Origin of the sequence: Psychrobacter sp. UBA5136 (assembly GCF_002414005.1) — a bacterium.
Taxonomy (GTDB): Bacteria; Pseudomonadota; Gammaproteobacteria; order Pseudomonadales; family Moraxellaceae; genus Psychrobacter.
Window position 1 is genome coordinate 46,364 of sequence record NZ_DHYG01000001.1, and the last position, 12,528, is coordinate 58,891.

Genomic DNA, 12,528 nt, shown 5'->3' on the forward strand with positions numbered 1-12,528 from the left:
ATGACAAAGCTGCTTATGAGGCCTCCGTTATTGCCTCATTATTTATCATAAAAGTATTTAAACAAGTAATTTGACTGCTAGGCTGCTTTGATAATGGTTCAATCACACTGGTCCGAGGTGTGCTCGTTAAGTTAGGATAGTCTTTTCGGTAATGGCCACCGCGGCTCTCATGACGCTGATAAGCAGATTGAATAACCAACGTCGCTAATTGTAATTGTCTTGCTAATTGAAAGTAGGGAAGCTCATTTAAGCTAGTAGGCATACTCTCATTAATTGTAGAAGAATACTTAGATTTAGCAAAACCAATGCTCTGTTGCCATTGCTGAATTCGTATGAGGGCTTTTTCTAGCTGCTCAGCACTACGGGTGATACCCATGTTATTGGTCATCAGTGTTTTTAGCTGTGCCGTTACTTCGTTAATATCAGTACCTTTAGTAACAATATTTAGAGCGCTTTTCGTCGTGCTGTGTTGATAAGCGTCAAACAAAGGCAGAGTAGTGCTAGGTAAGGTAATCGTTTGAGTGTTTTTAAGCGTTGGTGCTGACCAAATATCAGCAGCTAACGATTTTAAATTATTAGTATTTGCCGTTTTATCTGTTTTATCTAAAGCTGCTAAATAGCGCGGTAAGTCAGAAGCGATATTGCGCCCAACCACCACGCACTCTAAAAGTGAATTACTCGCTAAGCGATTGGCACCATGCAGACCTGTATAAGCGACTTCACCCGCCGCATAAAGTCCTACCACATCGGTTACGCCATTGGCATCTGTCACCACACCGCCGCAGCTATAATGAGCGGTCGGCGCAACGGGAATAGGTTGTTTTGTGATATCAATGCCAAGCTCGAATAGGGTTTGACAAATCTGCGGAAAATGCTCGCGCAAAAACTCCGCTGGCAAATGACTGACGTCAAGATTGACATAACCAAGCCCATTTTGATTAATCTGCTCAGCGATGGCACGGGCAACAATATCTCGCGGCGCCAGTTCTGCACGTTTATCAACATCAAGCATGAAACGCTTGCCAGTTTGTGGACAATATAAACGTCCGCCTTCGCCGCGTAGTGCTTCAGATATCAAAAAGCTACTATCGCCAAATGCCAAACCAGTTGGATGAAATTGGATAAACTCTAGATTTGCCAAACGGCAACCCGCTTGCCATGCCATCATCACACCATCGCCAACACAAACGTTCGGCGCGCTGGTACGCTTAAACAGTTGCCCCAAGCCACCACTTGCTAGGACGACAGCGCGACTATGAAAGGTGAGTTTACGTTGATTGAGGTGATCAAAAACAAGCGCACCTTGGCATTGATTATCATTGTTTTTTAAAAGGCTCAACGCTTCATGAAACGGTAGCACATTAATGTTGCTTGCTGCTTTTACCTTTATTGTTAAAGCCTCCATCACGTGGCGACCAGTTGCATCATCAGCGTGGGCAACCCGCCGACAGCCATGACCGCCTTCTTTGGTTAAATGCAAATTACTGGTCTGTAATGCCGCTAAAGGATTTGCATTATCATGCTGCTGTCTCTCCTGCTTAGGAATCAGGGTAAAGGGTACACCTTGCTCGCACAGCCATTGCACCGCTTGCTGTCCGGCACTTAAAATACGGGTGGTATTGTCAGCTTCGCATAAGCCTGCGCCAGCAATGAGTGTATCAGCGATATGGTCAGCGACACGGTCATTCTTATCTAGACTGGCTGCAATTCCACCTTGAGCATAATGGCTTGAGCAAACATCCAGTGCCGCTTTGCTGAGTACCGTAATGTTTAGCGATTTCGGCAAGGCAAGAGCAGTACTTAAACCGGCAAGGCCAGCACCAATGATAAGGACGTCTGTCTGGACAGTATCCTCAGCATTATTTGAAGTTACCTTATCCGCTGAGCATGCCTCGTTCATATTACGCCGCTCCAACATTAGCAAATAATTCGCGGTCTTTGACAATGTCACCGCTCGCGGCCACCCGTTGCTTTTGCGCTTCAGCAAAATCAAGCATGCGTTGTAAAGGTTTTCTAGCTGCTGCTGCCAGCTCAGGCGTCATGAGTACTTCACCGCTACGATTAGTCAAGCACTGTTCAATCCCTTTTAGACCATTCATTGCCATCCATGGACAAAATGCACAACTCTTACAACTGGCGCTTTCACCAGCCGTTGGCGCAGCTAAAAAGCGCTTGTTTGGCGAGCGCTTTTGCATCTCGTGTAGGATGCCCAAATCGGTAGCGACGATAAAGGTATCGGCATCCATCTCATACGTTGATTGCAATAGCTTACTGGTCGAGCCGACCACATCGGCCAGCGCTACGACGCTATCAGGCGACTCAGGATGTACCAATACTTTGGCGTTTGGGTGCTCCTCTTTTAATTGCATCAGCTCAGTAGCTTTAAATTCATTATGGACCAAGCAAGACCCTTGCCAAAGCAACATATCGGCGCCAGTCTCTTGCGCGATGTATTTACCCAAGTGACGGTCAGGACCCCAAATAATTTTTTCACCATTCGCATGCAAATGTCGGACGATATCGATACCAACCGAAGAAGTTACGACCCAATCAGCACGGGCTTTCACAGCAGCGCTGGTATTGGCATAAACCACTACCGTACGCTCAGGATTGGCATCACAAAATGCGGAAAACTCATCAGCAGGGCAACCCAAATCGAGCGAGCACTCGGCTTCCAAGTCTGGCATCAGTACTGTTTTCTCCATACTGAGTATTTTCGCCGACTCGCCCATAAAGCGGACGCCAGCGACGACCAAGGTTTGCGCACTGTGCGCTTGTCCAAAGCGCGCCATCTCTAGCGAATCGCCAACGCAGCCGCCGGTTGCCAAGGCCAAATCTTGGATAAAAGGGTCGACATAGTAATGGGCAACCAATACTGCATTATGTTCTTTTAGCAATTGCTTAATATTTTCTTCAACGGCAAGTCGTTTCTCACGTGGCAAATCCGCAGGTATTTTCGCTTTGGCGTATTCGATATTCATCTGAGTGGCAATGCGATTATCAGTGCTCATGATGGGCGCGTCGTATGGATAAGTTTTCATAAGTGCAAACCTTTGCTGCGATAACGGCAAACCAATAGCCGCTAAAAGTGAGTCAGTTAAATATGGTTAAATAACAATTTTTAATAATTATGCTCATTTTGAGCATAAATACAAGTATTTTTTATAATCTGCTTGTAAAATGATACATAATTCGTCAAAACTTACTTTGCAGACTATCTTTTTTATGGCCTTTAATAATGTCTATTTACAACGGCAGGCTATGATAGTTTTCGATTCACGCTATACTAAGCGTGGTCAGAAACACTTCATTTTAAAACTCTCATTTTACGTTTAAACATAAAGGAAACCTTTAAAGCCATGACGTTGTCTTATTCGCATTCGCATCAACAAGGTAGCGGCACCACAGAAGTGGTCGCCGTGCTGGTAGCGATTACTGAGCACACCGCGCGCGTTTTAACGGTTGATCAAGGCAAGCTCTTGCCCAACGGGCCATTGATGCCATTACATCGCTCCTTGCAAGCGGGCGTACGCCAATGGGTCGAGGAGCAAACGCAGCAGCCACTTGGTTATTTAGAGCAGCTTTATACCTTTGTCGATACCAATAGACGCAATGTCGATGGCCATGCGCTTGTCTATGTGAGCTACCTAGGCTTGGTGCAAGAAGCGCAAATGCAGGAGCTGCCAAGCCAAGCATTATGGCGTGATTGGTACGATTATTTTCCGTGGGAAAATCACTTAGATGGTATGCCAAGTATGATTATGAATCATATTGTGCCGGCGTTATTAAGCTGGGCAGATAGCGCAGCAGAATTGGTCGTGCAGCAGCGCCGCCGTCAGCGTATTGGTTTATGCTGGGGAATCAGTGAGGAAACTTTACAAGTTGATAGTTTCAAAGATATGGACAAGGCATTAAATGCTGATAAAGCTTATGAAAATAGAGAATGGGTGGCCGAGCATGTCTTGCTGCGTTATGAGATGCTTTATGAAGCAGGGTTAATCCCTGAAGCGCCGACTTATCCGCCAAGTTACCAAGTGAAGTTGCCTACAAATTGGTCGCAGTTAATCGGCGTACCGATGTATTACGACCATCGCCGCGTGATTGCCACTGCGATCTCAAGGCTGCGGGCAAAAATCGAATATCGACCGCTTATCTTTGGTTTGATGCCGGACGTGTTTACCTTATCGCAGCTGCAACAAAGCGTTGAAGCGTTATCAGGCGTACCTTTACATAAGCAAAACTTCCGTCGTTTGCTAGATTCACAAAAACTCGTCATGGAGACAGGGCAGAGTAGTAGCGCTCAGCGCGGTCGCCCTGCCAAGCTTTATCGCTTCCGCCATGATATTGAGCTACAAAGCCTACTCATGGATAGTAAATTGCCTAAACGAAAATAGCATCAACTGCATAAGCCTTCCTATACTGACGCTAAATACTCATATTAAAGCTAAATCAGATTGGTTGATTTTATTAATTTGCACCCTTTTCTTGCGAGGCTTTGTACTTTGCGCTATATTTATGCTCATTTTGAGTTTAATTAAAGATGTTTTATTAAGTGTATCGAACGCATATAAATATCAGGCAAAATAAGGGTCAAATATGACAGTTAAACAAGAGCCAGCATTGGCTGAAGTATTGCTTAAACCTTTGGTGGAAGCGGCGTTAACGGAAGATTTGGGCAGGCGCGGTGATGTGACTTCACAAGCGACTATCCCAGCAGATATGCAAGCGCAACTACAGATTAAGGCGCGGCAAGCGGGCGTAATATGTGGGATGGATTTAGCGCGTTTGTCTTTTGCTTTGATTGACGAGCAAATCGAGTTTATTGCCAAGGTCAATGACGGTGCAACGGTCGAAGCGGGTACGGTACTGGCGACAGTCCGAGGTAACGCGCGAAATTTACTAACCGCAGAGCGTACCGCGCTTAACTTTATGACCCATCTCAGTGGGATTGCGACAGACACCAAAAAAATTGTCGATAGTGTGGCAGAATACCCAGCGCAAATCACCTGTACGCGTAAAACCATTCCTGGTTTGCGTATTGTGCAAAAATACGCAGTACGCTGCGGCGGCGGGCGCAATCATCGTCTAGGATTAGATGATGCAATTTTAATCAAAGACAATCATATTGCTATCGCTGGTGACATCAAAACTGCCATTCAGCAAGCGCAAGACTTTGCCGGGCATCTCATTCCGATAGAAGTCGAAGTCGATACCTTGGATCAGTTAGAGCAAGCGCTAGATGCTGGCGTGACTTTGGTACTGTTAGATAATATGGCACCTGAGATATTGTCGCAGGCGGTCGCCATGTGTAAAGGTCGCGCCAAAACTGAAGCTTCAGGTGGTATCACCCCTGAAACCGTGCAAGCTGTTGCAAAAACGGGCGTTGATTTCATTGCCATGGGTTATTTAACGCACAGTACCACAGCATTAGATATTGGTCTCGATTTTAATGCTTAAGATTAACGGTTGGTCTACATCGATGCTAAAGCTTTTGATTAATTTTATGGCATAGGTATCGGTTAAATAGGTGATTAAAAGGGCAGATTTGTACGGATATGCTATTGAATTGGTAAGGACGGCAAATTAAGCGAAGTTAATGATTTAATAGACTTATCTGCCTATGCTACAATGCCGCTGCTACCGATTATAAGGTCGTCTTTGCCTGTGCCTGTGCCTGTACTTGTGCATAGCGACCTTATCTTTTGCCTGATTTGACCAATAGATAAGCGAGCGCTCAGTGGATACTGAAATTATCAAGATAATCTTAGCCTTTATGGTACTGATTAATCCTTTTGGCGCCTTGACGTTGTTTCTGGATTCAACTCACGGCTACTCGCTAAATAACCGCCGTAAAGTGGCGCGCGTCGCTTGTCTAACGATTTTTATTACCATCAGCTTTTTTACCTTAGCAGGTGAAACGCTCCTAAAAGCGTTGGGTATCTCGATTGGTTCGTTCCAGCTGGCAGGTGGTATTTTGGTATTTTTAATCGCCTTAAATATGATGAACGGTGAAGGCAACCCGGTTAAGCCTGATCAAGAAAACTTCGATGTTGACCATCTGCACGGCGCGCCGCCGACGATGGCAGCTGCCGTAGTTCCTATTGCGATTCCCATGATGATTGGACCCGGCGGTATCTCGACGGTGATTATCTATTCATCACAGGTCACTGGTATTTTGCAAGTTTCGGCCATTTTGATTGCTGGTTTATTTATCAGCTTATTTTGTTATTTGGCGCTAATGGCAGCAGGCCGTATCAGTCGGTTATTGGGCGATACAGGGCTCAATATCATGAGTCGTATCATGGGTATGTTGCTTGCAGCAGTTTCTATTGAGATTATCGTTAATGGACTACGTACCTTATTTCCTGATTTAGTGTAATTATCACCTTGCTTGTTTGCCACTTACTTCTCTAATGGCCCTTACCTGTCTTTTTTACGCTCTTCTCTTTTAAAATACATCCGTATCTTTTTAGACCGTGTAAAAAAACATGGTCTTTTTATTATTAGGCTAAAGTCTAAAACTTCCTAAAGTAGTCAAACCTGCCTATTTGATAAAAAATACTAATACTTATTCCAAAAGGTTGTTTAGTAACACCTTTCCATATCTTGCTAATCATTATGCGAATTCCAATTAATCACCAAAAATCTGCATTAAAAACGTCATCCATACAAATATGTTATGATAGGGGTACAACAATATTATAGGAGTCAGTTTTGAGTAAGAAAAGAATTGCAATTTTAGGTGCAGGTCCAAGTGGTTTAGCACAGTTACGTGCCTTTGAAGCGGCTCGTTTAGCCGGGATAAAAGACTTACCTGAAATCGTATGTTATGAAAAGCAAAACGCTATCGGCGGTATGTGGAATTACAGTTGGCGTACGGGTTTAGATAGAAACGGCGAACCCGTTCACGGCAGTATGTACCGCTATTTATGGTCAAATGGTCCCAAAGAATGCTTAGAGTTTGCCGATTATTCGTTTGATGAGCATTTTGGTGAAGCCATCCCATCGTATCCGCCGCGCGAAGTCCTAAAAGACTACATCATGGGGCGTATCGATAAACAAGATATCCAAAAATATATTCGATTTGAATGCCCTGTGCGCTGGGTGTCGTTTGATGATGACACGCAAAAATTCACCGTGACGGTGATGAACCATAAAACCGATGAGCAAGAAGTCGAAGAGTTTGATTATGTGGTGGTAGCGACTGGTCATTTCTCTACGCCAAATATGCCGTATTTTGAAGGTTTAGAGGCTTTCCCAGGTCGTATCCTGCACGCGCATGATTTCCGCGATGCGCTAGAATTTAAAGATGAAGATATCTTATTAGTAGGTAGTAGCTATTCTGCCGAAGATATTGGTACCCAGTGCTACAAATATGGCACCAAATCTGTGACCATCAGCTATCGTAGTCAACCGCTTGGTTATGAGTGGCCAGAAGGTATTAAAGAAGTGCCATTAGTGACGCATTTTGAAGACGATGTCGCGCACTTTGCCGATGGTACGAGCCAAAAGTTTGACGCTATTATCATGTGCACCGGTTATTTATTTCATTTCCCGTTTATGCCAGATGAGCTACGTTTGCAGACGCACAACTGCTTGTATCCAGCCAACTTGTACAAAGGTATCTTTTGGCAGCCAAATCCAAAGCTGATTTATTTGGGCATGCAAGACCAGTATTTCACCTTTAATATGTTTGATGCGCAAGCGTGGTATGCACGTGATGTGATAATGGGTGATATCGAATTGCCTGATTTGGCAGCGCGTGAAGCAGACGAGCAAAAATGGCTCGCAACGTATGCCAAATGTGTGACGGTCAGTGATTCAATTGACTTTCAAGCCGCTTATATTCGCGATTTGACCAATGCCACCGATTATCCAGAATTTGCTGTTGAAAAGCAGGGTGAGATTTTAAAAGAATGGCAAAAGGACAAAGCCGAGAACATCATGACCTTTCGAGAAAAGGCTTATAGTTCTACTTTAACGGGCACAATGGCACCTAAATTGCCGGAGCCATGGTTAGACATTCTCGATGATTCGCTTGAGCACTTTTTAAACTTAACCTTTGTTAAACCTAAAAAGCGCAAAAAAGTTTCTTGAGTCTAACCTGATAAATACAAAACCAAATACGTTTCATAGCGTATTTGGTTTTTTCATTTTTAGCGTTAATAAACTAAACAAGCTGTTAGCTTTGGTATAAATGCCAAGCCAAATACAGCATTAAAAACCCTACCAAAGCGTCCAATATATTCCAAGCTTTTGGTTTGGCAAATAAAGGTCTGAGCAGGCGCGCGCCATAACCTAATGCAAAAAAGAAAAAGAACGATGCACTGACCGCGCCGACTGTAAAGGCCAATTTACTACTGGCACCGGTTGAAACCATGCCGACCAGCACCAATGTATCTAGATAGACGTGCGGGTTGAGCCAAGTAAAGCCAAAGCATAATAGCAGGGCTTTTTTTAAACTGGTGACCACTTGACCATCGACAGTGAGTGCATGTGATAGACGTACGCTAGCATATAAGCTTTGTAATCCGTAGCCTAGCAAGAATACGACGCCAGCAATTTTAGCGATGTTCACAACTTGTGGATAGTGCGCTGTGACCGCGCCAAAGCCTGCTACCCCAGAAGAAATTAAAATCGCGTCACTGACGGCGCAAAATAAGCAGACGAAAAATATGTGCTCGCGTTTAAGCCCTTGTTTGAGCACAAAGGCGTTTTGTGAGCCAATGGCGATAATCAAGGATAAACCAAGCAAAAAACCCGCGCTATAATCGGTGAAATTCATGATGATTGGCTTATCCTTTAACAATCAAAACGGTGACTTTTACTTACTGGCAGCGCCCGAAAAAGCTGTTAAGATAAGGGATAAAATGATCAAATGCAATGTGTTTGCTGCAATAGCTGCTACCAAGTCATCAGTACTATTCAGCAATATTAGTCAGCAATGAATAAAGAATAAGCGAGGAGCAGGGTAGGTCATGGTCATAAGTCTGACAAGAATGCTACAGTCGTTTGGGCAAGCCCAAGATGACCTGCCAACCATCGCTGCCAAAAATGCTCAGCAAGCTGCCGCTAAAGAAGTTTCTAATAATGCAAATAAGCATGGCGATAGTCGCGATAATCAAGAAAGCATGGATACTTCAGTTTCCAGTTCTTCGCGTAGCGAGCCGCAGCGTACCGAGCGTATTTGTGATGCCTTAGCACAAGTGAATGATATCCGCACGCCGACGCCATTGACCGATCGCTATCTAGCCAATCGCGCCCAAATGCGCCCGACCAATAGACCTCCTTTTGACCCAGATACCTTATGGTATCTTAAACATGGACGCTGTCCGATTATGACTGAGCTTGTTGATGTGGTCGATGCAGCCACCCTAAATGCCATGCCGATTGAAGCGGTCGCCATATTAGACCGGATTAATAGTAAGCTAAAGCGTTACCGTGAATGGAGTAGCGAGCTCAACGCCGAGCAACAGCAGCAACATAATGAGCGCCAGTTTGTTATTGATAAGCTGGTGTCCGAAAGTATCCCTGAAGCGCTACATCACTATGAGCAGCTGCAACGCTTTAGCCCGCATCGCACAAAGAACAATGTCGTGCAAGGGAAAATGACCGCCGGCGATATGCTCACGGATTTGTTTTTAGACATTGATTACGAGCTTGATGAATTGTTAGATGAATTACATCAAACGGTGATGAATCGTCTTGCGTCCACCCATCGTTATGTCAAAAGCCGTACCCAAAGCTAACTTGAATTTAACGAGGACTATTCCAGTGTCGCGTAAAAATTTCATGTTTCTGTTTTGTTTGAAAATAACTATAAACACAATCGGTTCAATACATAACAATATAAGGCTTTAATACAGCCTTATTTTTTTGTTTAATAATAATGATTAGGTATTATCAAAAACAACAATAGATTCGCCAACCGCGTCTGCCAAATATTTTTGCTAAGCATTTTTACTAAACAACAAGGATACCCAAATGACCCAACTGACTGCGATGTTCGTGATGTTTATTTTATATGGCGTGCTGCCAGCAGCTGGGTTGTACCTTGGATATCGTGGTATCAAAAAAATCACGGCGCCCAAAATGCTTGAGTATAAAGCGATGCCGCAATTGGGTTATATACCTGAAAAAAGCTTGCCAGTTGAGGTCAAAACAGCGCTCGATCAAATCAATGACAAGGGCGAGAAGCTGCGAGTCATTTATGGTGATACCAATAACGATGGCAAAATTGATGATAAAGATACCGTCAATGAAACCTACGTTATGATTCAAAATCTAATGGATAGGCATGTGCCACTAGCGTTAGCGGATTATCGCCGCTTGCATGACTTAGATGTTGGGAACGGCGCCCTTGCTGATACCACGAAAATTAAGCACTCTGATGTCACGGGCAAAGAGGCACTATTAGAAGTGCTTAGGACGATTAATACCCAATTTGATGACTTGCTGAATGCGTCCTATCATCAAGATGGACAAAAACTACTGGCGACCAATCGATATTTGCAGCAGCGTTTTAGTAATCCAACTAGCAATTCTAGACTACAACAAATTGATAATAGCGCGGTTGAAGTCCAAGCAATTGAAAATCCAGCTAATAAAGAAACTGATGTAAAAAATATTAAGCTATAAATGAGAGATGTTAATAATATTCCAAGTCTAAATGTTTATGCTGAAATAGGTTTAAAGAAGAGTAAAGTAACATGAGTATATTAATAGGCGTTGGTGTGGTTGCTACTGTCAGCGTCTTTTATTTGGGTAGAAAGGGCTGGCACGCATTGCATAGAATGGTTGGCATTACTCCAGGCGTGCTGACCTATCAAGATAGTAATGCGCCCCTGTTGTTAACTTCTCTCAATTGGCAACAGCTAGATTTGAATAAAAAACATCTAGGAGCTTTATCGGATAAGCAACTGCGCCAATTACAGCACATTGATAAAAAGGTAGCAAACTATCATAACTACCAAAACGAGTTAGAAGCGCAAAATGTAACTTCAGCTATTAACGAGCAGCAATTTGTCTTACATAAAATGCTGCATATCCGCTTACCTGAAATGTTAGCCAGTCATTATCATTTAGCAAATATCAATGTAAGCAACCATGTAAGCAACCATACTAAAAGTGGACAGAAGCAGACTGAGGCGGGTAGGCTGTTACAAGAGGTGTTGGACAGCATTGAGCAGCGTTTGGATGGGTTATTAGAGCGAATGGAAGAGCAACATCTACAAGAATTAAAAGTGATGAAAAATTATATTCATAGTCATGACGACTAAGCCTAAAGTGAGTAATACTCTTAAAAAACGCATAAAAAAAGCGGTCAATGAATCAGGCATTGACCGCTTTTTTATCTGCTAGGATTAATCCCTAATAAATTAACGCTTGTTGTTACGATCGCGGGTATTACGTGAACCGAGACTAGCAGGACTGCCACCGCTTTTAGGTTTGGCACTGCTAGGACGGCTATCGCTACGACTGTCAACACGGCGCGCTTTAAGCGGTTTGCTTTTGATACGTTCTTGTTTTTCCTTGGCTGCACCGTGCAATCCAGTACCGTGACGCGGTCGTAAGCTGACCAAATCGGTTAAGGTATTGATGTCTTTTTTGTCGAGCTCTAAGAAGCGACCAGTACGTAGCTCTTTTGGCAGCGCAATCGACCCGTAACGCGTACGTAATAGACGGCTAACTTTAAGACCTTGCGATTCAAACAATCGGCGCACTTCACGATTACGACCTTCTTTTAGTCTAACGTGATACCATTTATTGACACCTTCACCGCCGCCTTCTTTGATATCTTCAAACTGTGCCATACCATCTTCTAACATGACGCCAGACGTTAATGTACGAGCGATGTCTGAGGTTACTTCACCAAGTACACGTACGGCATATTCACGGGTGACTTCGCTAGACGGATGCATCAAACGGTGCGCCATCTCGCCATCATTGGTAAATAATAACAAACCAGTCGAGTTAATATCCAAGCGCCCAACCATAACCCAGCGATCATGAGACAGTTTTGGTAAACGCTCAAAAACCGTTGGGCGACCTTCTGGATCATTAGCCGAGCAAACTTCGCCTTCGGGCTTGTAATAGGCTAAAACACGGCGGCGCTTTTCATTTTCGGCGGTATATTTAATCTGACGACCGTCAACACGAATCTCATCGCCTTGTTCAACGCGGTCGCCGATGGTTGCGGGTCCATTATTAACGGTCACACGCCCTGCTTTAATCACTTCTTCCATCTGACGACGTGAGCCAAGTCCCATGCGGGCGAGGGCTTTTTGCAGTTTTTCATCTTTCATAACGATATCCTTGTTTCGGTGGGTTTACATTTCTCAATGTATTAATATGGACCCAGTATTATACGCTATTTATCGAAGTTATGTTTAAGATTAGCTTTTAAGGCTTACATTATTGATAAGTTAGGCTTTATTACGTGGTTATGTGTTCAATTGAGATTGATATATCTGACGAAAAGTAAATATAAATAGATTGTTACTCTTATCTAGGGCGTGTCATCAATTA

General features: G+C 43.7%; 11 protein-coding genes. 7 read left to right on the forward strand and 4 right to left on the reverse strand.

All coding sequences use genetic code 11. The features are described 5' to 3' along the window. Positions 1 to 13: 13 nt before the first annotated feature. On the reverse strand, positions 14 to 1,900 hold the full coding sequence (gene nadB, locus B4240_RS00195) for an L-aspartate oxidase (protein ID WP_296236174.1): 1,887 nt from the start codon (positions 1,898 to 1,900) through the stop codon (positions 14 to 16). 1 nt (position 1,901) lies between these two features. Continuing rightward, positions 1,902 to 3,041 carry a quinolinate synthase NadA gene (nadA, locus tag B4240_RS00200; protein WP_296236176.1) on the reverse strand — a complete coding sequence of 380 codons (1,140 nt, stop codon included), beginning with the start codon at positions 3,039 to 3,041 and terminating at the stop codon, positions 1,902 to 1,904. A gap of 318 nt (positions 3,042 to 3,359) precedes the next feature. Between nadA and B4240_RS00205 the strand changes: the two genes are divergently transcribed. From B4240_RS00205 to B4240_RS00220, 4 genes are all read left to right on the forward strand, one after another. Next, positions 3,360 to 4,394, forward strand: a complete 1,035-nt coding sequence (locus B4240_RS00205; RefSeq protein WP_296236178.1) for an NUDIX hydrolase — start codon at positions 3,360 to 3,362, stop codon at positions 4,392 to 4,394. A 202-nt stretch (positions 4,395 to 4,596) separates the two neighbouring features. Further along, complete coding sequence (gene nadC / locus B4240_RS00210; RefSeq protein ID WP_296236179.1) at positions 4,597 to 5,457, forward strand: carboxylating nicotinate-nucleotide diphosphorylase; 861 nt, start codon at positions 4,597 to 4,599, stop codon at positions 5,455 to 5,457. Positions 5,458 to 5,737: 280 nt separating this feature from the next. Continuing rightward, positions 5,738 to 6,379 carry a MarC family protein gene (locus B4240_RS00215; protein ID WP_296236180.1) on the forward strand — a complete coding sequence of 214 codons (642 nt, stop codon included), beginning with the start codon at positions 5,738 to 5,740 and terminating at the stop codon, positions 6,377 to 6,379. A 335-nt stretch (positions 6,380 to 6,714) separates the two neighbouring features. Beyond that, positions 6,715 to 8,097 carry an NAD(P)-binding domain-containing protein gene (locus B4240_RS00220; RefSeq protein ID WP_296236181.1) on the forward strand — a complete coding sequence of 461 codons (1,383 nt, stop codon included), beginning with the start codon at positions 6,715 to 6,717 and terminating at the stop codon, positions 8,095 to 8,097. A gap of 85 nt (positions 8,098 to 8,182) precedes the next feature. Here the strand turns inward: B4240_RS00220 and B4240_RS00225 are convergent, their stop codons facing one another. Next, positions 8,183 to 8,785, reverse strand: a complete 603-nt coding sequence (locus B4240_RS00225) for a LysE/ArgO family amino acid transporter (RefSeq protein WP_296236182.1) — start codon at positions 8,783 to 8,785, stop codon at positions 8,183 to 8,185. Positions 8,786 to 8,978: 193 nt separating this feature from the next. On the opposite strand from B4240_RS00225, the gene B4240_RS00230 reads away from it, so the two are divergent. From B4240_RS00230 to B4240_RS00240, 3 genes are all read left to right on the forward strand, one after another. Next, on the forward strand, positions 8,979 to 9,749 hold the full coding sequence (locus tag B4240_RS00230) for a hypothetical protein (RefSeq protein WP_296236183.1): 771 nt from the start codon (positions 8,979 to 8,981) through the stop codon (positions 9,747 to 9,749). A 235-nt stretch (positions 9,750 to 9,984) separates the two neighbouring features. Then, complete coding sequence (locus tag B4240_RS00235; RefSeq protein ID WP_296236185.1) at positions 9,985 to 10,638, forward strand: hypothetical protein; 654 nt, start codon at positions 9,985 to 9,987, stop codon at positions 10,636 to 10,638. 71 nt (positions 10,639 to 10,709) lie between these two features. Beyond that, complete coding sequence (locus tag B4240_RS00240) at positions 10,710 to 11,279, forward strand: hypothetical protein (protein ID WP_296236187.1); 570 nt, start codon at positions 10,710 to 10,712, stop codon at positions 11,277 to 11,279. A gap of 99 nt (positions 11,280 to 11,378) precedes the next feature. Here the strand turns inward: B4240_RS00240 and rluB are convergent, their stop codons facing one another. After that, positions 11,379 to 12,305 carry a 23S rRNA pseudouridine(2605) synthase RluB gene (rluB, locus tag B4240_RS00245; RefSeq protein ID WP_296236189.1) on the reverse strand — a complete coding sequence of 309 codons (927 nt, stop codon included), beginning with the start codon at positions 12,303 to 12,305 and terminating at the stop codon, positions 11,379 to 11,381. Positions 12,306 to 12,528 lie beyond the last annotated feature (223 nt).